The following is a 22,468-nucleotide window of genomic DNA, read 5'->3' as shown; positions in this document are numbered from 1 at the left end:
AAAATTAAAAGCTGAACAGGCTCGTTTAGCTCTGACTGAAAAATAGGAAAATCAGAGGGTGACGTTTATTTGTCACAATCGGATTTTATCTTTTTTCCGAAGGGCTAGCCCGTAAAGCTGGATAAAATTAAAAGCTGAACAGGCTCGTTTAGCCTTGACTGAAAAATAGGAAAATCAGAGGGTGACGTTTTTTGTCACAATTTTCCGAAGATCTTCAATCCTTTGAGCTTTAGCTATTAGGAATTGATGAGATCGAAGCAGAGCATAGTGTTAGCCTGTAAAGCTAGACAAAATAAGTAGAAATCGTCTTTCAGAAATTTCTTGTGAGGAATATGACAAAAGACCTTTTCTTTTTGGTCTGTTTCTAGTAAAATGGTTTCTTGAGAGTAATTTAATAAATTAGGGATAAATAATCCCAATAAAATTTAGAAATTGAAGTTCAATAGGAATAGTGACTGCAACTTTTATCCAGCAGAAGTTCTTATTCAACTTTTCTAGTGGAAAGGAGAGATTTATATGTCAACAGGTTTAGTAGTGTTAATCGCGATTATCGCTTTATTAGCAGGTGCAGCAGGCGGATTTTTCCTTGCGCGCAAATATATGCAAGATTATTTTAAAAAGAATCCTCCCGTTAATGAGGAAATGTTACGAATGATGATGATGTCTATGGGACAAAAACCTTCTGAGAAGAAGATACGTCAAATGATGCAGCAAATGAAGAACCAAGGAGACAAATAGGTTTTTACATTGCGATTCAGATTTCAAGAGCACAACGGGCTGATTTTTTCAGCTCGTTTTTTTTGCACTTATTTTTTAATAAATGAAAGGAGTTGTATTAAGATGGGAAAACAACAAATGAAAGATGTGAGCGCACAGTAGTCAATTTAGAAGAGGAGAATGATACATGTCTATATTTAAAAAATTAGGGTGGTTTTTCAAACAAGAGAAGAAAAGTTATGTTATTGGGGTCTTTTCATTAGTGATGGTTGCACTAGTGCAGTTAGTTCCGCCGAAGGTGATCGGAATTGTTGTGGATAAAATTGCCGACAAAAATTTAACGATCAAACCAATTTTATTTTGGATTGGAATTTTATTAGCTGCGGCTGTTGCACAATATGTTTTTCGCTACATCTGGCGAATTTATATTTGGGGAAGTGCAGCTAGATTAGAAAAAGATTTAAGACGGCAATTATTTCATCACTTTACAAAAATGGATAGTGTTTTTTATCAGAAATATCGAACCGGTGATTTGATGGCCCATGCAACAAATGATTTGAATGCGATTCAAAATGTTGCTGGAGCAGGGATTTTGACTTTTGCGGATTCATTGATCACAGGTGGTGCCACGATTATTGCCATGATTTTATTTGTGGATTGGCGTTTAACGTTGATTGCTTTGATTCCATTACCCTTGTTAGCGGTAACATCAAGAGTTTTAGGGTCAAAATTGCATGATGCTTTTAGAGATTCACAAGCAGCATTTTCAACGATTAACGACAAAACTCAAGAAAGTATCACTGGGATGAAAGTTATTAAAACATTTGGCCAGGAAAAAGAGGATATTCAAGATTTTACAGAGAAAATTGATGATGCTATTGTTAAAAATAAACGAGTTAACTTTTTAGATGCTTTATTTGATCCGTTTATTACGTTGATCATTGGGATTTCATATGTTCTAACAATTATTATGGGCGGACGATTTATTATGGAAGGCACGATTACGATTGGGCAGTTGATTTCTTTCATAAGTTATATAGGAATGCTCGTTTGGCCGATGTTTGCAATTGGTCGCCTGTTTAACGTGCTGGAGCGAGGAAATGCTAGCTATGATCGTGTCAATGAATTGTTGCATGAAAAGACTCATATCATTGAAAAAAAAGATGCCATCCAAACACCAGCGAAAGGTCAGCTCTCAATGGAAGTTGCGCAGTTCACTTATCCTAAAAATGACCATTCAACTTTAGAACAAATTAAATTTACGGTGGGTGTTGGTGAAACATTAGGAATCGTTGGTAAAACGGGTGCCGGAAAAACAACGATTTTAAAATTGTTGATGCGTGAGTTTGATCATTATCAAGGGCGTGTGACATTTGGCGGTCATGATATCAAAGATTATTCATTGGATGCTGTGATGCATTCGATTGGCTATGTTCCACAAGATCACTTTCTGTTTTCAATGACAGTTCGGGATAATATCCGTTTTGCAAATCCAGATTTTACCGAAGCAGAAGTGGAGCAAGCCGCAGAAATGGCGTTTATCAATAGCGAGATCAAAGCATTTCCAAAAGGGTACGATACATTGGTTGGAGAACGAGGAGTTTCGTTATCTGGTGGACAAAAGCAACGAATCTCGATTGCTAGGGCATTAATTGTTGATCCAGAATTATTGATTTTAGATGATGCTTTATCCGCAGTGGATGCAAAAACAGAAGAAGCGATTCTTTCTAATTTAAAAGAAGTTAGAAAGGGAAAAACAACGATTATTGCAGCTCATCGACTAAGTAGTGTGATGCATGCCAAAGAGATTATTGTTTTAGATGAAGGAAAAATTGTTGAACGCGGTACCCATCAAGAGCTACTAAGAATAGCTGGCTGGTACAAGCGGATGTGGGATAAACAGCAATTAGAAGCGAAAATTGAAGGGAGTGAAGCATAATGGAAGAAAAATATGAATCAGAATGGACAAAATCAGTTCCTATAAAAGAACAAATTTCAATTGTTAGACGGTTGCTAAAATTTGCGCGTCCATTTCGTGGTACCTTTTTAATTGCCATTTTATTTGCTTTGGTACTTGCTGTTATTAATATCCTTTTGCCAAGGATTATTCAATTGTTTATGGACGATTATTTAACACCAAAAACGGCGACGAACCAAGTAATTCTCTTTTTTGCTGGTTTATATCTATTTGGTGTGATCGTTAAAAGTATTGTCTGGTTTTTCCAATGGTTTCTATATTCAACTGCTTCGCTGAAAACCTATCAATATATTCGTGTGAAGCTATTTGAAAAACTACAAACTCTAGGTATGCGGTACTTTGATCAAACACCAGCAGGTTCAATCGTTTCCAGAGTTACGAATGACACAGAAACTTTATTTGAATTTTGGTATGTCTTTTTAATGGTGTTGACAGGAATTTTTGCGGTAGTTTCATCATTTATTGCGATGTTTCAAATTAATGGGAAAATTGCGTTGTACAACTTGATTTTCTTACCCATTCTTTTGATTGTGATCTGGTACTATCAAAAATTTAGTTCTAGAATTTATCGCAGTATGCGGGAAAAATTAAGTCAGTTAAACACTAAATTAAATGAATATATTTCTGGTATGCAGATCATTCAGCAATTTAGACAAGAACGTCGTTTAGAAAAAGAATTTGAAGAAACCAATAATGATTATTTGCGTACGCGTTTTTCAATGATCAGAACGAATTCATTGCTTTTAGGACCAATCATTAACTTTTTGTATACATTGGCGATTGGTTTGACATTAACCTTATTTGGTTATGATGCGTTACACTCTCCTGTTGAAGTCGGTTTGATTTATGCGTTTGTAACGTATGTTCAAGCATTTTTTAATCCGATGACACAAATGATGGATTTCCTCAGTGTCTTTACCGATGGCATGGTTGCAGGCAGTAGGATTTTAAAAATCTTTGATAATGAAGAGTTGACGCCGCAACAAAATAATGGTGCGAATGCGGAAATTATTCGTGGGAAAATCGAATTTCGTAATGTCAGTTTCTCCTATGATGGTAAAAATAAAGTGTTGAAAAACATCAGTTTTATTGCAAATCCTGGTGAGACAGTTGCATTGATTGGTCATACAGGAAGTGGTAAAAGCTCAATTATCAATGTTTTGATGCGTTTTTATGAGTTTTATGAGGGTGAAATCTTGATCGATGATCGTGATATTCGTGAGTATCCATTACCAGAGTTAAGAAAAAAATTAGGGCTAGTTCTGCAGGATGCTTTTATGTTTTATGGTGATATTGCTGGCAATATTCGAATGTTGAACCCAGAGATTACCGATGAGCAAATCAAAACAGCAGCTGAATTTGTTCAAGCGGATAAGTTTATTGAAACCCTCCCTAAAAAATACCATGCAAAAGTGATTGAAAGAGGTGCAAGTTACTCAAGCGGTCAACGTCAGCTGATTTCATTTGCTAGAACAATCGTAACAGATCCAAAAATTTTAGTACTAGACGAAGCAACAGCAAACATTGATACTGAGACAGAAGGGTTGATTCAAGAAGGGTTAGCGAATATGCGTCAAGGCAGAACAACGATCGCTATTGCCCATCGTTTATCCACCATTCGTGATGCTGATCTGATTTTGGTCTTAGACAAAGGACGGATTGTAGAACGTGGCAATCATGATAACTTATTAGCTCAGAATGGGTTATATGCAGATATGTATCAGTTACAAAATAGTGAAGGTTAAAAAGAAAAACTTAGAAATAGCTTGCAAGCTATTTCTAAGCTTTTTTTCTTATTAAAAGTAAGGGAGAAAGAGATGTTATCTAGAAAAAAGCATGCTATAATGGGAAACGAAAAGTAGCATGCTGAACATCATTTTGCTTTTAAATGAACAAGATTATTGGGCAGAAATGTAGACAAGCAACTAGTTAAGTTGTAAAGTAAATGTACTTGAAAAATTCGGAGGGTGAAAAATTTATGTATGATGTAATTATAATTGGAGCAGGACCAGCTGGTATGACTGCCGCTTTATATGCGTCTCGTTCTAATCTGTCAGTATTAATGATTGAACGTGGAGCACCAGGAGGTCAAATGAATAATACGGCTGAGGTTGAAAACTATCCAGGTTTTGACTCGATCATGGGACCTGAACTGGCTTATAAAATGTACGAAAACGTTGAAAAATTTGGTACTGAAAATGCATACGGCATTGTAATGGATATCAAAGATCAAGGTTCTTATAAAGAAGTGATTTGTGATGATAAAACCTATCAAGCTAAAACAGTGATCATTGCTACAGGCTGTGAACATCGTAAATTAGGTGTTAAAGGGGAAGAAGAATTTGCAGGTCGTGGTGTTTCTTATTGTGCGGTTTGTGATGGTGCGTTCTTCCGTAACAAACGCTTATTAGTTATCGGTGGTGGTGATTCTGCAGTTGAAGAAGCGATTTATTTAACGCAATTTGCTTCAGAAGTTGTGATCGTGCATCGTCGTGACGCCTTACGTGCGCAAAAGATCATTCAAGATCGCGCGTTTGCTAATGAAAAAATTTCTTTTGAATGGAATACCGTTTTAGAAGAAATCGTTGGAAATGATATGGTTGTAACGGGTGGACAATTAAGAAATGTATTGACTGATGAAGTAAAAGAAATCCAAGCTGATGGTGTCTTTATCTATGTTGGACTTGATCCATTGACAGAACCGTTCAAGAAATCTGGCTTAACGAATGCGGAAGGTTGGATCGAAACAGACCAAGATATGAAAACGAGTATGCCAGGTGTGTTTGCAATTGGTGATGTTCGTGAGAAAACATTGCGCCAAATCACAACTGCAGTTGGTGAAGGCGGAACTGCCGGACAACAAGTCTATAAATATATCGAAGATATGGCAGAAGTTGAAGAAGTTAAATAGATGAAAAAATGGATTAGCTATTTAAGGTTTCAGTCTAATGTTTACGGATCAAGATCTAGGTCAAAACTTGATAAGTTTTGACCTAGATCTATTTTTATATTATCAGATAGGAGTGAAGAAGTTGAGTCTTGATTTTAATGCTATTGAAGCAATTGTGAATAATGAAAAAAATGCTGGTGGATTTGCAGAATTGATCCGAGAGTTTAAAAAAATTGGTGTGAAAAGATATGATTATTTAGTGGCTACAGGTATTTATCGCTACTATGATGATGCATCGTATGTTGATATCCAAATGAATGGAAAACCTAAAAAAGTCACAGATAAAGGCTCTGCGACCGAAATTAAAAAGGCAGTTTTGCAAGCACAATCAGGTACGATTTCATTTGAACGATTCACAGAGTTAGCAGGTGCTGCTGGGGTAGCTTATTGGCGGACAGACTTATCTTCTATACAAGTGGACTATTTCAATCAAAACGGAAAGCTTCTTTTAAGTGAACCTATTCCAGAAGTATAACTAAAAATATCTAACAGCATGCCATCTTTTTATTGAAATAAATGGAAACCTTAGTTAGTATTGAGATAGCAAATAATAGAAAGGAGTTTATTTAGCGTGGCAACGATTAGAGAAGTAGCAAAGGAAGCCGGCGTTTCACTAGGAACGGTCTCAAGATATTTAAATGGTCATCAACTAAAAGAAAGTAATATGACGAATATTCGCGAAGCAATTGAAAAATTAGGCTATGAAGAAAACATTATTGCCAAAGGGCTAAAAAATAATAAAAGTCTTTCGATTGGTGTTGTGATCAATACGTTGACAGATGTTTTTGCAACATCTATCGTTACCTACTTGGAATCTTACTTAGAAGAAAATAACTACAGCTTGATTCTATGTGATTACCAAAATGATCTAAACAAGTTAGAACAAAAATTAGAGTTTTTACGCTCAAGATCAGTAGATGGTATTGTTATTTTCCACCTTGAAAAGAAATTGGCAGTTTTAGATAAATTTGAAAAAGAAGGTATTCCGATTGTAGCCGTAGACTCACCAATCAGTGATTTCGAAACGGACACAGTTTTAGTTGATAACTATAAAGCGTCGTATGATGTTGTCCAAAAACTTGCTGAATTAGGACATGAACGAATTGGTATTATTGCGGGAAGTCAAGATCGTTTCATTGGCAGAGAACGGTTGAATGGTTTTGTCGATGCTATGAAGGAATTAGATCTTTATGCAGATGCAACAATTGAAATTGGCGATTATAAAAAAGAATCAGGTTATTTGAAAGCTAAAAAAATGCTAGATAAAGGAAATATAACCGCGCTTTACACGACCAATTATTATATGACATTAGGTGTAGTTCAAGCAGTCTATGAACGTCAGTTAGCAATCCCGGAAGATATATCAATCGTAGGATTTGATCATTTTGAACTAAGCGATATCTTTCAGCCGAAACTAACGGTAGTAGAACAACCAGTTAAGCAAATCGGAGAAACAGTTGGAGCCTTATTGATACAAAAAATCAAAGATACTACAATCACTGAAAAAACTGTGGTAGAGCTGGAAACAAGCTTACTTTGGCGTGATTCGGTAAAAAAAATAAAAAAAGGGCTTGAAAGTTAAGCGTTTGCATATTATAATTACATCATAAAATTGAAACGGTTCAAAAAAGAGGGAGGCAATTTTATGAAAGTATTATTAGCATGTGGCGGCGGAATGAGTTCATCGATTTTAGCAGAGAATTTGGTTGCTGAAGCGAAGAAAAACGGGAATGAAGATTTTTATATGGAGGCAACGGGGACAGAAGAAGTTAGCTTGAAAATGCAGCAAGAAGATTGGGATGCTTTGCTTTTAGCGCCTCAGGTTAGCTTTAGAAAGGCCCATTTACAAAAAGAAGCAGATGCCAAAAACATTCCATTGATTCCAATTGAAGGTATTTTATATACGCCGATGGGGATTCCAGATCTGTATCGCTTGATCCAACAATCAGTAAAAAAATAAAAGGACTAGTATCTTTTATTTTTAAATTAAAATTGAAACGGTTCAAAAACGAGAGGAGAAAAAAATGAACACAAAAGCAAGTAAGTTCAATTTTGGTAAAGTCGTTGAGGTTATGGGGCATATTGCAAATAATCGCTACTTGACTGCGGTGAGAAATGGGATGAGCGTAATCATTCCTGTCACGATTATTGGTTCAGTCTTTATTATCATGCTGAATCTACCGATCGATGCTTGGAAAGAGTTTATTACGCCATATGCTGACAATTTAAAGATTCCCATGAACTTCACGATGGATTTTATGTCAGTTTATGTTTGCATTGGGATTGCTTCAAGTTTATGTGAAGACTACAAATTAGATAAAGTATCAACAAGCGTTTTAGCAGTGTTAGCTTTTTTGATTGCCGCAATCACACCAGGTACGATTGATCCAGAAGTTGCAGAAAAAGCAGGTTTGACGGTTAGTGGAACAGTGTTGCCGATGGGAAATTTTGGAGCAGGCGGATTATTTACAGCAATCATTATTTCAATTTTTACAGTAGAAGTCGTCCGTTTTTGCGTAAAACGCAATCTGGTAATCAAAATGCCTCATGGCGTTCCAACATCAGTGATCAATTCATTTGCAGCGTTGATTCCAGGTGCAATTGTGATCGTAACGGCTTGGATCATCAAGGTTGGCTTGAATTTTGATATCAATAGTGCGTTACAGTGGGTCTTTTCTCCGATTCGTTATTTTGCAGGAGATAATCTATTATCAGTAATTGTTCCGATCTTATTGATTACAATCGTTTGGATCTTTGGAATTCACGGAATGATCATTGCAACACCGATCCTCTATCCATTTTGGTACGAAAACTTAAATGCCAATATCAATGCGGCCGCAGCAGGAACAGCAATTCCGCATTTTATGACAGAACAATTTTTCCAATGGTTTATTTGGATCGGCGGAGCTGGTGCCACTTTATCATTGGCATTTTTGATGGCCTTTTTCGGAAAATCAGAATTTTGTAAAAAGATGGGTAAATTTACTTTAATTCCAGGTATTTTTAATATCAACGAGCCGCTGATTTTTGGTGTACCGATTGTGATGAATCCATTTTTTGCAATTCCATTTATTGCAGCGCCAGTAGTTATGGGGATCATCACCTACTTAGCAATGGGTGTTTTCCATTTAGTCAATTATCCGATTGCAATTGCACCCTGGACTTTGCCTGCTCCAATCGGTGCTATGATGGCGACAGGTCTTGATTGGCGAGCTGCTGTTTTAGCAATGGTCAATATCGTTATAGCAGGTCTCATTTATTTACCATTCTTTAAAGCATTTGACAAAAATATGGTCGAAAAAGAAATTGCAGCGAAAAGACAAGATGAAGCAGCTTTAGAAGAAGGGCAGCAAGCAACAATATAAGTTAAGTAGAGAAAGCAGGCGTAATTTATGTTAGGAATTTCGATTTATCCCTATAAAGAAAAAATGGCTGAAACAATTGCCTATATTGACTTAGCGGCAAAATATGGTTTTGGTCGAGTGTTTACTAATCTGTTGATGATTGACAAAGGAGAAGAAAAACAAGTTATCACTGTTTTAAAAACAGCGATCCAACATGCTAGAAAGCGTAATATGGAAGTGATTTTGGACTTGAATCCAGCAGTATTTGATCAATTGAACATTAGCTATCACGATTTATCTTTCTTTAAAGAAATGGGGGCAACAGGCATTCGTTTGGATTCAAGTTTTGATGGATTAGTAGAATCTTTGATTACTTTTGATCTGACTGATTTGGATTTGGAAGTAAATATCAGTAATGATACGTACTATTTAGAGAATGTTCTTTCATATCAGCCAAATAAAAAAAGAATCATTGGCTGTCATAACTTTTATCCACAACGTTTTACTGGGTTGGATTATGATTACTTTATCAAATGCTCTGAAAAATATAAAAAATTAGGCTTACGAACGGCTGCATTTGTGAACTCTCATGAAGCTAGCCATGGTCCTCATCCATATACTGATGGATTATGTACGCTTGAATTCCATCGTGACTTGCCGATCACTCTACAAGCTAAACATTTTATTGCAACAGGTCTGATCGATGACATTATTATCGCCAATGCTTTTGCCTCAGAGGATGAAATAAAAGCACTCAGTCAATTATTGACGAATCAACTTCAGTTTGATGTTGTTTTTTCAGAAGGAACCACAGCGCTTGAAAAAGAGATCGTGCTTGAGCACCAGCATTTTAATCGTGGAGATATCAATAGTTATAGTATTCGATCAACTTTTGTCAAACTGAACTATCAAACGAGTGATCTTCCAGCTAATAATACTGTTGAAACAGTTACTTTAGGTGATGTCACGGTGGGGAATAATAGGTTTGGTCAATATAAAGGAGAGTTAAATATCGTCAAACAAGAAATGCCTAACGGCAAAGGCGAAAAAAATCTGGTTGCTAAAATCAAATCAGATGAACTGTTTTTGATTCCTTATGTTAAGCCGTGGACGAAATTCCAGTTTCGGGAGGCAAATCACGATGAGTAAACTAGCATCACGGCAGATTCATTTGGATTTTCATACGCCAGAACTTCCTTTTGAATTAGGCAAAAACTTTGATAAAAAAAAGTTCCAGCAAACGTTACTTAAAGCAGAAGTTGATTCAGTAACATTGACCGGACGATGTCATCATGGGCATATTTATTATCAAACAGATTTACCAGCCAAGCATCCTCAGATGAAAAAAGATTTCCTGATGGAGCAAGTAGATGCTTGTCACGAAATTGGGCTCAAAGCGCCAATCTATTTAAGTGTTGGCTGGGATGCATACGCAGCTGACCACCATCCAGAATGGTTAGAACGTAAAGTTGACGGTAGTATGTATGGGTTTGAAGACTATGGACAACTGGCTCCCGGCTGGAAAACACTCTGTTTTAATACTCCTTATTTAGGTTATTTAAAAAGACAAATTAAGGATACAATGGATCATTTCAAAGGTAAACTGGACGGATTATTCTTCGATATTGTCTGGCAAGATCCTTGTTGTTGTAATGATTGTATCAAGAAAATGCTAGAGAGTGGTTATAATCCAGAAAACGAGGGTGATCGCGATACTTTTGCAAAAAAAACTGAGCAGTTTTTAAAAGCTGAGATCTATCAAACAATCAGAGCAATAGACGATAATTGTCCGATTTTTTTTAATGAAGGGAATATCATTCCCAGTATTCGTCCTAATCTTGCGGAGTACAGTCATTTAGAAATAGAATCACTACCAAGTGGTGCTTGGGGTTATCAACATTTTCCAACGGTCGTGCGTTATGCTAAGAATTTAGGGAAAGAGTACCTTGGTATGACTGGAAAATTTCATAAGGTGTGGGCTGATTTTGGAAGTTACAAAAATCAAGTTGCTCTGGAATATGAATCCTTTTTAGCACTTGCACATGGGGCCAAATGTTCAATTGGGGATCAAATGTATCCAGATGGAACATTGCAGCAGGCAACATATGAATTGATCGGCAATGTGTACAGTCAAGTAAAACAGTTAGAAATCTACAACGAGGATTCAAAAGCAATAACAGAAATTGCTATTTTACATCCTGGAATCGTTGAAACGTGTGAAGAAAAAGTTGATTTGTCATTAGCTGGAGCAGTGAATATGCTAAATGAAGCCCATTATCAATTTGATATTGTCGATCACAAAATGAACTGGTCTAACTATCAAGTGTTGATACTTCCAGACAAATTGGTATTGACACGTGAATTAACGAACCTGATCCATGATTACTTAGATCAAGGAGGGAAAATTTTAGCTACCCACTACAGCGGTCTAGTTGAGGGTCAACAATTTAGTGAAAGTTGGGGTGTTCACTATCAAGGAGAATATCAATCAGAGCCAATGTATGGTTATTTTGATGCAAACTTCTTTTCTAAACTGCCTCAAGGTGAATTAGTTTTACATGGCAAAGGACTTGTAGTTACCCCTATCACGAGCGTCGTAAAAGGAGTTGTGGCTGCACCACTTGTGGAACGAAGTTACCAACATTATTATTCTCATTTTCAAGCACCTGTTGGTCAAAAAACAAGTAATCCAGCAGTTACGGTAGCTGCGCAAGTAATCTATTACCCGTTTCCACTTTTTGACATGTATAAAAAACAAGGGGTAAAAGCATACAAAGAGTTGATTTTAGCTGGAATTGATTTTCTTTTAGAGGGAAGAAAACTAGTCAATAGTGACTTACCAACTTCAGCAGATGTAATATTGAACCATCAAGCGATTGAAAAAAGGATCATTTTAAATTTGCTACATTATATTCCAGAACGACGTGCATTAGATTTAGATACGATTGAAGACAAAATTCCATTATATAACCAAACTGTTCAATTGGATGTATCATTGATTGCGTTGAAGTTAGCTTTAAAAGAGTGTATGGTTGAAAGTCTTGTTCAAGTAACAGCTCAAAAGGAGTTGCCATTTGACATGATTGAAGGAAAACTAGTTTTTGATGTATCGAAGATTGATGGATATGAAATAATTGCCTTAACTTACAAATAGAAAGATGTGACAAATATGGATGGATTAGAATTAACAGCTTTTAATATTATCAGTACAGTAGGAACCGCTAAATCAAAAGTGATGGAGAGCATGGACTATGCAAGAAAAGGAAAATTTAAAGAGGCAGAACAGCTGATCAATGAAGCTAATGAATCATTACGAGCTGGAGAAAAGGAGCATTTTACTGTAATCACACAAGAAGCAAAAGAAAAAAATGTTGAACTTACACTGCTTTTTATGCACGCAGAAGATCAGTTGATGACAACTGTTGTGCTTAGAGATGTTGCAAACGAACTTCTAGAAATGAATAAAAATTTTTATGAATTAAAAAATCTAGTGGAAGAGTTAGCAGGAAAATGATGACACTATTAGGTGTAATAGCAGGTGTCTGTACCAGTATTTCATTTATTCCGCAAGCTATCCAGACAATCAAGACGAAACAAACGGAAGGGATTTCCCTAATTACGTACATTATGTTTGTCATAGGTGTGTTTTCATGGGTGATTTATGGGGCTTTAAATGGAGATATTGCCGTTTTACTGACGAATATTGTGACACTTATGCCCTGTTCTATTATTTTGTATTTGAAATTACAAGCAGTGAATGGTGTAAATAAAAAAGAGACTGAACGCAGTTAAATCTGTGTTTTAGTCTTTCTTATTTCTTTAGCATCTACTAACATGGCTTATGTTTAATGGTAGAATGAAAGAGTAGATTAGAAACTGATGAGTAAAATGAATTGGAAGTTTGGCTAAGGCTGAAAAGGAGAGTGACATAATAATGGCATACGAAGAAGATTGGTATATGAGACAATTAAAAATGGTCGTGTTTAATCCTTTTAAGAAAAGTTCAGCAGATCAAGTTATGCCAATGATTATGGTGATGGATGAAGGAACAGGAGAAAATTATTCTGTTCCAATTCAAAGTTATCTATCAGAGCTGATTTTGAAACAAGAAGTGAATCAAGCTGAAAATATCTTGTTTTTAGAATCTAAAAACATGACAAATGAGCAATTTGTGGGTCTTGGTAACTGGTTTTATGACCTCGTGGAGGAGTTATCAGATGAAGAGTTAACAATGGCTAATTTTTCAAGAACAGAAATCGCTCAAGGGAGAGCAGAATTAGCCTGAGCAATAAAAAAAGGTATTTTTGAATTATTTCGTTTTCTTTTGACAATTAGAAAAATATGAACTATGATGAATAAGGATTAAGAACTGAATAATTGTTAGGTGAGGCTCCTATTTGGACACATGCTACTGCCGCGAAAGAATCGAGAGACTCTTAGTTGGTTGAACAGGAATGATCGTGAAGGTCATTCATAACGTAGCTGATAAGAAATTATCTACGCCCTATAGTGCTAAAGCTCAACGATAGAGAAACTTTTATTTAAGTTGCTATTTTAACGCACACTCTATTGTTTAGTGTGCGTTTTGCTGTTTAACACAGATTGCGGAGCAATCTGATGTTAAACAGTACAAGGCGACTGAAAGGAGAGTTGTGACCTTTGTATGAATCACAGCGACTGGCTCTGCCAGAGCTGATGATGGACAGTACTTGGCGACCAAAGGGAGCGAAGTTCCGCAAAAAGAAACAAGCGGTCAGAAGAAAAACAAAAGCCCCATCTAAAAAAATCCATCGTTCCAAAATAAACAAAAAGAGAGGAAGAGCCGTATGGAAGACCCCAGTCATTCGAGAAATAAAATAAATGTCCCCTTCATCTTAGAAACGATGGAATTGAAATAACCTTTCTTTTCTCCTTCTAGATAAGATGAAGTGCAAGGAGGAAAAGAAAATGATGAATAAAAAAATAGTAGATTTAAAAAAAGCTACAAAAGATCAAGAGTTAAAAAAACTAGCAATGTTGTCTGAACGAGAATTAATGATGGAGCTTCGGACTTCAGAAAAAGGTTTATCCGAAGAAGATGCTAAACATCGATTAGAAGAATATGGTCCCAATGAAGTTTCTGCACAAAAACCAACACCAGCAATTATTATGTTTTTAGAAGCATTTAAAGATCCATTTGTTTATGTATTAGCTTTATTGATGGTTGTTTCAGCAGTTACAAAAGATTTTGAAGCAGCCCTTGTGATGGGGATCATGATTTTAGCTAGCGTTATTATTGCCTTTATTCAAGAATATCGCTCTCAAAAAGCAAGTTTGAGTTTAAAAGAACTTATTGAAAATACAACTGCTGTGACACGTGGTGGTCAAATAAAAGAAATTCCGATGGATGAAGTTGTACCAGGAGACATCGTGACTTTGGCGACAGGGGATATGATCCCAGCCGATGCGGTGTTGATTTGGACAAAAGATTTGTTTATCAATCAATCGTCATTAACTGGTGAATCAATGCCAGTCGAAAAGTTTGTAGATGCAGGGATCGATAAAAATTCCGAATCTGTTGCAGCCTTAGATATGCAAGATTTAGTCTTTATGGGAACGGATGTATTAAGCGGACAAGGAAAAGCGATTATTTTGAAAACAGGACAAAATACTTTCTTTGGCGACATTGCTAAAAATGCAACGACCCAACGTGGAAAAACGTCTTTTGACATCGGCTTGACCAAAGTCAGTAAGTTTTTGCTAAGAATGGTCATGATTCTGTTTCCGATCGTATTTTTGATCAATGGGATCACCAAAGGCGAATGGAGCGAAGCATTTTTCTTTGCAATTGCTGTTGCTGTTGGGTTAACGCCTGAAATGTTGCCAATGATCGTAACCAGTAATTTAGCTAAAGGCGCATTAAGTTTATCTAAGCATAAAGTAATCGTAAAAGAATTACCATCTATTCAAAATTTAGGCAGTATGGATATTCTTTGTACAGACAAAACAGGAACGATCACAGAGGATAGAGTTGTTTTGGTTCAACATCTAGACCCATTAGGTGAAGTCAATGATCAAGTTTTAGATATGGCCTTTTTAAATTCTCATTATCAAACAGGCTGGAAAAACTTAATGGATATCGCTGTAATCAATTTTTATGAAGAAAACGATAATCATAGTCCATATCACTCAGTGACTAAATTAGATGAAATTCCTTTTGATTTTTCTCGTCGTCGTTTAACGGTAGTCGTTAATGCAGATGGTCATCAATTGATGATCACTAAAGGTGCTGTCGAAGAGATGGAAGCTGTTTGTACACATGCTGAAATCAATGGTGAAATCGTCCCCTTAACACCAGAGCTACAAAAAAGAATGCGTGAAGTAAATATCCGAATGAATGAGCAAGGGATGCGTGCTTTAGCTGTTGCTGTAAAAAAAGATGTTCATAGTGAGGCCATTTATAGTGTAGAAGATGAACACGGAATGACGTTGATCGGTTTTATGGGCTTTTTAGACCCGGCAAAAAAATCAGCGATCACCGCAATCAAATCATTGCATGAACATGGCGTTAATGTAAAAGTGTTAACTGGTGATAATGATATTGTTGCCAAGAAAGTCTGCAGTGATGTTGGGATCGAAGTATCACATGTAGTGCTTGGAACAGATATCGATGATATGTCAGATGAACAAATGAAAAAAGAAGTTGAAAAAACGAACTTATTTGCCAAATTAAACCCAATGCAAAAAGCTAGAATCATCGAAACACTTCAAGGGAATGGCCATACAGTTGGCTTTATGGGAGATGGTATCAATGATGCACCAGCACTTCGTAAAGCAGATGTAGGAATTTCGGTTGATACAGCAGCCGATATAACGAAAGACGCTAGCTCAATCATTTTATTGGAAAAGAGTTTGAATGTTTTAGAAGATGGTGTGATCGAAGGTCGAAAAGTCTTTAGCAATATGATGAAATACATTAAAATCACGATCAGTTCTAACTTTGGAAATGTGTTCTCGATTTTGATTGCAAGTGCCTTTTTACCATTCCTACCAATGCTTTCGATTCAATTGTTGATTCAAAATTTGATTTATGATATTGCGCAATTGGCGATTCCTTGGGATAACGTTGATGAGGAAGATTTACTGAAACCTGTGCGTTGGGAAACAAACGGATTGATGAAATTTACTTTGTGCATTGGTCCAGTCAGTAGCATATTTGATATCATGACCTATCTGGTGATGTGGTTTGTTTTCAGCGCAAATACAGTAGGCAGTCAACATTTATTCCAAACTGGTTGGTTTGTAGTCGGTTTAGTTAGCCAAACATTGGTTGTTCAAATGGTCCGGACAAGAAAACTTCCATTTATCCAAAGTATCGCATCACCTGCTGTGATTCTTTCTAGTTTAGGCGCAGTTGGCTTAGGGTTATTGATTGTCTTGACACCAATTAGAGAGGTTTTCGACTTTGTGAAACTTCCAGCTAATTATTGGGGTTGGTTCATTTTGATCATTGTACTATATTTGATCACAGTAGAATTTGCTAAACGACTATATATTCATATCACTAAAGAGTGGATTTAATTTAGAAAAATACTGATTTTATTTTTATAAGTCAGCTGATTTAGGAAATGGAAGACTTCGATTTACTTTTTTAAGAAAAGATTATGAAGTGTAAATAACGAAAAATAGTATTAGGATCAAAGTTGTTATTCGTGAATATCGAAGAAAAATACCTTTTAATTTATTAATATTCGTTTTTATGGGGCAAAGACAAAATTACTAGAATTTTGTCTTTGCTCATTTTTTTATGGGTTAAAAAAGTCTGTACATTTTTTAGCAAACAATTTCTAACTTACAAATTTACTGTAGCATAACAATGAACACAGTGAATATAACAGTTGTTTGTCAAAAGATACGATTGGGAAGGCATTATATAAAACGGTTTCTCTTTTGTGATTTTAATCACTAACCTTTGGTACGAAAGGTTTTAGGTATTTTAATGAAATTTAAAGAAATGATAACTTTTTACTTGCTCTTTTATCTGATTAGTGATAATTTGTAAGTGTAGTCGATAAAAAGTAATACAGTTTTTGACGCTGTTTTACTTTTTACGAAAAAAAGAAACGTAACAGAGAGGATTGTGTGACAAAATGGCAAAGGCAAAGAAACAAAAACCTATTGACTTTAAAGCACTTATGGAAAAAGTCGACGCTGATTTCCCAACATTTCAAATTTTAGATAAAGATGGGAAAATCGTAAACAAAGATGCTGTACCAGATTTATCAGATGACGAACTAGTAGAATTAATGACTCGTATGGTTTGGTCACGTGTATTAGACCAACGTTCAACTGCGTTGAACCGTCAAGGCCGTCTAGGCTTCTTCGCACCAACTGCTGGACAAGAAGCAAGTCAATTGGCAAGCCAATTTGCGATGGAAAAAGAAGATTACTTATTACCAGGTTATCGTGATGTACCTCAATTAGTTCAACATGGTTTACCATTAACAGAAGCTTTTCTTTGGTCTCGTGGCCACGTAGCGGGTAACCACTATGCGCCAGAATTAAATGCTCTACCACCACAAATCATCATTGGTGCCCAATACATCCAAGCAGCAGGAGTTGCTTTAGGAATGAAAAAACGCGGCAAGAAAAACGTTGTCTTCACTTATACAGGTGATGGCGGTTCTTCACAAGGTGATTTCTATGAAGCAATCAACTTTGCAGGAGCCTATCATGCAAACGGCGTGTTCATCATCCAAAACAATGGTTTTGCGATTTCAACACCTCGTGAAAAACAAACAGCAGCTAAAACATTAGCACAAAAGGCAGTAGCTGCAGGAATTCCAGGAATCGTCGTTGACGGAATGGATCCACTGGCAGTTTATGCAATTGCTAAAGAAGCTCGTGAATGGTCTGCAAATGGAAATGGTCCTGTTTTAATTGAAACATTAACTTACCGTTATGGTCCACATACATTATCAGGTGATGATCCAACTCGTTACCGTTCAAAAGACATGGATGACGAATGGGTACAAAAAGATCCACTAGTTCGTTTCCGTAAATATCTAGAAGACAAAGGCTTATGGTCTGAAGAAAAAGAAAACGAAGTAATCGAAAAAACGAAAGAAGAAATCAAAGTAGCAATTGCTGAAGCAGATAAAGTTCCAAAACAAAAAGTTTCTGATTTCTTGAAAAACATGTTTGAAGTTCAACCTCAAAATATTAAAGAACAAATTGCATTCTACGAAGCGAAGGAGTCGAAATAATCATGGCACAAAAAACAATGATCCAAGCAATTACAGATGCCTTAGCTCTTGAAATAGAGAAAGACGAAAACGTCTTGGTCTTCGGTGAAGACGTTGGTAAAAATGGCGGAGTTTTCCGTGCAACAGAAGGCTTACAAGAAAAATTTGGCGAAGACCGTGTCTTCGATACTCCTTTAGCAGAATCTGGAATCGGTGGTTTAGCTTTTGGTTTAGCTTTAGAAGGTTATCGTCCAGTTCCTGAAATCCAATTCTTTGGATTCGTATTTGAAGTCTTTGACGAAATTGTAGGTCAAATGGCTCGTACTCGTTACCGTATGGGTGGAACACGTAATATGCCTATTACTGTTCGTGCGCCTTTTGGTGGTGGTGTGCATACACCAGAACTTCACTCAGATAACTTAGAAGGATTGATTGCTCAATCTCCTGGTATCCGTGTCGTTATTCCATCAAATCCATATGATGCAAAAGGACTATTGATTTCTGCAATCAGAAGCAATGACCCTGTTGTCTATCTAGAGCACATGAAACTATACCGTTCTTTCCGTGAGGAAGTGCCGGATGAAGCGTACGAAGTGCCTTTAGATAAAGCAGCAGTAACCCGTGAAGGTACAGACGTTTCTATCATTACTTACGGTGCAATGGTTCGTGAAGCAATTAAAGCAGCTGACAACTTAGCGAAAGATAATATTTCTGTTGAAATCATTGACTTACGTACTGTTGCTCCTTTAGATGTTGAAACAATCATTAAATCAGTTGAAAAAACTGGTCGTGTAGTAGTGGTTCAAGAAGCACAAAAACAAGCTGGTGTTGGTGCTATGGTTGTTTCTGAAATTTCTGAACGTGCAGTATTATCCTTAGAAGCGCCAATTGGCCGCGTATCTGCTCCAGATACGATCTTCCCATTTGGACAAGCAGAAAACATTTGGTTGCCAAATGCTAAAGATATCGAAGCGAAAGCTAGAGAAATCGCAGAATTTTAATTAGAAACTAAACCAATTTGCTTTAAAAACATACTCTGATTTTCACGTGATATTTTTTATCACGTGGAAATTTAGCGCTGTTGTTTTCTGCAAATAACTAGTTAGACAGATACGATAAAGGAAGGGAAGGCTTAAAAAATGGCTTATCAATTTAAATTACCAGATATTGGTGAAGGTATTGCAGAAGGCGAAATCGTAAAATGGTTCGTTAAAGCAGGAGATACCATCAATGAAGATGATACATTATTAGAAGTTCAAAACGATAAATCTGTAGAAGAGATTCCATCTCCAGTTACAGGAACAGTTAAAGCTATCGTAGTACCAGAAGGCACAGTTGCAAATGTTGGAGATGTATTGATCGAAATCGATGCACCTGGACATCCTGAAAATGACGCTGCACCAGCAGCTCCAGCTCAAGAACAAACACCTGCGCAACCAGCAGCGACTCCAGAAGCGCCAGCAGCTGACAACGGCGGCGGTGTATTCCAATTTAAATTGCCAGATATCGGTGAAGGTATTGCAGAAGGCGAAATCGTAAAATGGTTCGTTAAATCAGGCGATACAATCAACGAAGATGATACATTATTGGAAGTTCAAAACGATAAATCTGTTGAAGAAATTCCTTCACCAGTTACAGGAACTGTTAAAAACATTGTTGTTCCAGAAGGTACAGTAGCAAATGTTGGAGATGTATTGATTGAAATCGATGCACCTGGACATAATTCTGCACCAAGTGCAGCAGCACCAGCAGCAAGTGCACCTGCCCAAACAGAACAAGCAGCACCAGCATCAGCAGCCTCAACGGGTGTTGTAGCAGCGGCTGATCCAAACAAACGTGTGTTGGCTATGCCATCAGTACGTCAATTTGCTCGTGAAAAAGATGTAGATATCACACAAGTTGCACCAACTGGAAAAGGTGGACGTGTCACAAAAGCGGACATCGAAGCGTTTATCTCAAGTGGTGGACAAGCAGCAGCACCAGCACCAGCACAAGCTGAACAAACTGCGGCAACTCCAGCAGCAACTGAAACAGCAGCGCCAAAAGCACCAGCTAAACCATTTGTTTCTGACTTAGGTGAAGCTGAAACACGCGAAAAAATGACACCAACTCGTAAAGCAATTGCTAAAGCGATGGTTAACAGTAAACATACTGCACCGCACGTTACACTGCATGACGAAGTTGAAGTATCTAAATTATGGGATCACCGTAAGAAATTTAAAGATGTTGCAGCAGCTAACGGTACGAAATTAACATTCTTACCATATGTTGTGAAAGCATTGACTGCAACGGTTCAAAAATTCCCAATCTTGAATGCATCAATTGATGATGCAGCACAAGAAATCGTTTATAAAAACTACTATAACATTGGTATTGCAACAGACACTGATCATGGTTTATATGTACCAAATGTTAAAAATGCGAACACTAAGAGCATGTTTGCAATCGCTGATGAAATCAACGAAAAAGCAGCTCTTGCAATCGATGGTAAACTAACTGCTGCGGATATGCGTGACGGTTCTATCACAATCAGTAATATCGGTTCAGTTGGCGGCGGCTGGTTCACACCAGTTATCAACTACCCTGAAGTAGCCATTTTAGGTGTAGGTACAATTGCAACTCAACCAGTTGTAAATGCAGACGGGGAAATCGTTGTTGGACGTGTCATGAAACTTTCAATGAGTTTTGACCACCGTATCGTTGATGGCGCAACTGCTCAAAAAGCAATGAACAACATCAAGCGTTTATTAGCTGATCCAGAATTATTATTAATGGAAGGATGATTATCACATGGTAGTAGGAGATTTCGCCATTGAATTAGATACAGTCGTAATTGGTTCAGGCCCTGGAGGATATGTTGCAGCGATTCGTGCTGCTGAAATGGGTCAAAAAGTTGCGATCATTGAACGTGAGTTTATCGGCGGTGTATGTTTAAACGTTGGATGTATTCCTTCTAAAGCATTGATCGCAGCGGGACATCACTATCAAGAATCACTAGATTCAACTATGTTTGGTGTAACAGCTAAAGACGTTGAGTTAGATTTTACAAAGACACAAGAATGGAAAGACAACAAAGTTGTTAATACTTTGACAAGCGGTGTTGGTTTCCTTCTTAAAAAACATAAAATCGAAATTATTGAAGGAGAAGCTTTCTTCGTTGATGAAAACACATTACGTGTGATCCATCCAGATTCAGCGCAAACTTACTCATTCAATAATGCAATCGTGGCAACAGGTTCTCGCCCAATCGAAATCCCAGGATTTAAATTTGGCGGACGTGTCTTAGATTCTACTGGTGGTTTGAACTTGAAAGAAGTACCTAAGAAATTTGTGATCATCGGTGGCGGTGTTATCGGTGCAGAATTAGGTGGCGCATATGCGAACCTTGGTTCTGAAGTAACGATTTTAGAAGGTAGTCCTTCAATTTTACCAACATACGAAAAAGATATGGTTAAACTAGTTACAGATGATTTCAAGAAGAAAAATGTAACAGTTGTAACGAAAGCAATGGCTAAAGAAGCCATCGACAATGGTGACAGCGTAACAGTTAAATATGAAGTAGACGGTAAAGAAGAATCAGTCACTGCTGACTACGTAATGGTAACTGTTGGACGTCGTCCAAACACGGATGATCTTGGTTTAGAACAAGCGGGTGTTGAAGTTGGCGAACGTGGTTTAGTTAAAGTGGACAAACAAGGTAGAACAAATGTATCAAATATCTTTGCTATCGGTGATATCGTACCAGGCGCGGCGCTTGCGCATAAAGCAAGCTACGAAGCGAAAATTGCTGCTGAAGCAATTTCTGGTAAAAAAGTAGAAGTGGACTACAAAGCAATGCCTGCTGTAGCCTTCACTGATCCTGAACTAGCAAGTGTTGGTATGACAATCGCTGAAGCCAAAGAAGCGGGCTTAGAAGCAACAGCTTATAAATTCCCATTCGCTGGTAACGGCCGTGCTATTTCTTTAGGTAAAACTGAAGGATTCGTACGTTTGGTAACAACAAACGAAGACAATGTGATTATCGGAGCACAAATCGGCGGAGTTGGCGCAAGTGATATGATTTCTGAATTATCATTAGCGGTTGAATCTGGTATGAATGCTGAAGATATCGCATTAACGATCCATCCACACCCATCTTTAGGGGAAATTACTATGGATGCTTCTGAATTGGCTTTAGGTTTGCCAATTCATATTTAAATAGCATATTTGTCACACAAAGAAAGACCGAGCTGGCCAAGCTCGGTCTTTTGTTTTA

Annotated in this window: 19 protein-coding genes and 1 riboswitch; all 19 genes read left to right on the top strand. The window is 37.1% G+C overall.

Annotated elements, in window-relative coordinates:
* Nucleotides 1-516 precede the first annotated feature (516 nt).
* The 19 genes from A5819_RS00615 (at nt 517) to lpdA (ending at nt 22,410) form a co-directional block, all read left to right on the top strand.
* Nucleotides 517-738 carry a YneF family protein gene (locus tag A5819_RS00615; RefSeq protein ID WP_010760812.1) on the top strand — a complete coding sequence of 74 codons (222 nt, stop codon included), beginning with the start codon at nt 517-519 and terminating at the stop codon, nt 736-738.
* A gap of 166 nt (nt 739-904) precedes the next feature.
* Nucleotides 905-2,656, top strand: a complete 1,752-nt coding sequence (locus A5819_RS00610) for an ABC transporter ATP-binding protein (protein ID WP_086281149.1) — start codon at nt 905-907, stop codon at nt 2,654-2,656.
* On the top strand, nt 2,656-4,440 hold the full coding sequence (locus A5819_RS00605) for an ABC transporter ATP-binding protein (RefSeq protein WP_086281152.1): 1,785 nt from the start codon (nt 2,656-2,658) through the stop codon (nt 4,438-4,440). The genes A5819_RS00610 and A5819_RS00605 overlap by 1 nt, the downstream gene beginning before the upstream one ends.
* Nucleotides 4,441-4,673: 233 nt before the next feature.
* Nucleotides 4,674-5,606 carry a thioredoxin-disulfide reductase gene (gene trxB, locus A5819_RS00600; protein ID WP_086281154.1) on the top strand — a complete coding sequence of 311 codons (933 nt, stop codon included), beginning with the start codon at nt 4,674-4,676 and terminating at the stop codon, nt 5,604-5,606.
* A gap of 112 nt (nt 5,607-5,718) precedes the next feature.
* Entirely contained in the window at nt 5,719-6,120 is a 402-nt protein-coding gene (locus tag A5819_RS00595) for a DUF1398 family protein (protein ID WP_254907289.1), read from the top strand.
* Nucleotides 6,121-6,216: 96 nt separating this feature from the next.
* The gene (locus tag A5819_RS00590) at nt 6,217-7,227 is read left to right on the top strand and encodes a LacI family DNA-binding transcriptional regulator (protein ID WP_086281161.1); all 1,011 of its coding nucleotides are present in this window, start codon (nt 6,217-6,219) and stop codon (nt 7,225-7,227) included.
* A 63-nt stretch (nt 7,228-7,290) separates the two neighbouring features.
* Complete coding sequence (locus A5819_RS00585; protein ID WP_086281164.1) at nt 7,291-7,605, top strand: PTS sugar transporter subunit IIB; 315 nt, start codon at nt 7,291-7,293, stop codon at nt 7,603-7,605.
* Nucleotides 7,606-7,669: 64 nt separating this feature from the next.
* The gene (locus tag A5819_RS00580) at nt 7,670-9,010 is read left to right on the top strand and encodes a PTS sugar transporter subunit IIC (RefSeq protein WP_086281166.1); all 1,341 of its coding nucleotides are present in this window, start codon (nt 7,670-7,672) and stop codon (nt 9,008-9,010) included.
* Nucleotides 9,011-9,037: 27 nt separating this feature from the next.
* Nucleotides 9,038-10,138: a DUF871 domain-containing protein gene (locus tag A5819_RS00575; RefSeq protein WP_086281169.1), complete on the top strand. Its 1,101-nt coding sequence runs from the start codon at nt 9,038-9,040 to the stop codon at nt 10,136-10,138.
* Nucleotides 10,131-12,143 (top strand): alpha-amylase family protein, encoded by a 2,013-nt coding sequence (locus A5819_RS00570; protein ID WP_086281172.1) that lies wholly within the window; start codon nt 10,131-10,133, stop codon nt 12,141-12,143. Before A5819_RS00575 ends, A5819_RS00570 begins: the two co-directional genes overlap by 8 nt.
* Nucleotides 12,144-12,158: 15 nt before the next feature.
* Nucleotides 12,159-12,503 (top strand): PTS lactose/cellobiose transporter subunit IIA, encoded by a 345-nt coding sequence (locus A5819_RS00565; RefSeq protein WP_086281175.1) that lies wholly within the window; start codon nt 12,159-12,161, stop codon nt 12,501-12,503.
* Complete coding sequence (locus A5819_RS00560; protein WP_086281177.1) at nt 12,500-12,781, top strand: SemiSWEET transporter; 282 nt, start codon at nt 12,500-12,502, stop codon at nt 12,779-12,781. Before A5819_RS00565 ends, A5819_RS00560 begins: the two co-directional genes overlap by 4 nt.
* A 142-nt stretch (nt 12,782-12,923) precedes the next feature.
* Nucleotides 12,924-13,274, top strand: coding sequence for a DUF6483 family protein (locus A5819_RS00555; protein WP_254907175.1), 351 nt, complete (start codon nt 12,924-12,926; stop codon nt 13,272-13,274).
* An 84-nt stretch (nt 13,275-13,358) separates the two neighbouring features.
* Nucleotides 13,359-13,527, top strand: a riboswitch (M-box (ykoK) riboswitch).
* A 121-nt stretch (nt 13,528-13,648) separates the two neighbouring features.
* Entirely contained in the window at nt 13,649-13,849 is a 201-nt protein-coding gene (locus A5819_RS00550) for a hypothetical protein (protein ID WP_086281180.1), read from the top strand.
* Nucleotides 13,850-13,912: 63 nt separating this feature from the next.
* Complete coding sequence (gene mgtA, locus A5819_RS00545) at nt 13,913-16,549, top strand: magnesium-translocating P-type ATPase (RefSeq protein WP_254907174.1); 2,637 nt, start codon at nt 13,913-13,915, stop codon at nt 16,547-16,549.
* Nucleotides 16,550-17,118: 569 nt separating this feature from the next.
* Nucleotides 17,119-18,234 carry a pyruvate dehydrogenase (acetyl-transferring) E1 component subunit alpha gene (pdhA, locus tag A5819_RS00540; RefSeq protein WP_010764467.1) on the top strand — a complete coding sequence of 372 codons (1,116 nt, stop codon included), beginning with the start codon at nt 17,119-17,121 and terminating at the stop codon, nt 18,232-18,234.
* Between the two features lie 2 nt (nt 18,235-18,236).
* Nucleotides 18,237-19,214: an alpha-ketoacid dehydrogenase subunit beta gene (locus A5819_RS00535; protein ID WP_025869282.1), complete on the top strand. Its 978-nt coding sequence runs from the start codon at nt 18,237-18,239 to the stop codon at nt 19,212-19,214.
* Nucleotides 19,215-19,352: 138 nt separating this feature from the next.
* On the top strand, nt 19,353-20,996 hold the full coding sequence (locus A5819_RS00530; RefSeq protein WP_086281186.1) for a dihydrolipoyllysine-residue acetyltransferase: 1,644 nt from the start codon (nt 19,353-19,355) through the stop codon (nt 20,994-20,996).
* A gap of 7 nt (nt 20,997-21,003) precedes the next feature.
* On the top strand, nt 21,004-22,410 hold the full coding sequence (lpdA, locus tag A5819_RS00525) for a dihydrolipoyl dehydrogenase (RefSeq protein ID WP_010760823.1): 1,407 nt from the start codon (nt 21,004-21,006) through the stop codon (nt 22,408-22,410).
* Nucleotides 22,411-22,468 lie beyond the last annotated feature (58 nt).

Origin of the sequence: Enterococcus sp. 7E2_DIV0204, from assembly GCF_002140855.1 — a bacterium.
GTDB classification, from domain to species: Bacteria; Bacillota; Bacilli; order Lactobacillales; family Enterococcaceae; genus Enterococcus_L; species Enterococcus_L lemimoniae.
This window is presented reverse-complemented; position numbering and strand designations above follow the sequence as displayed.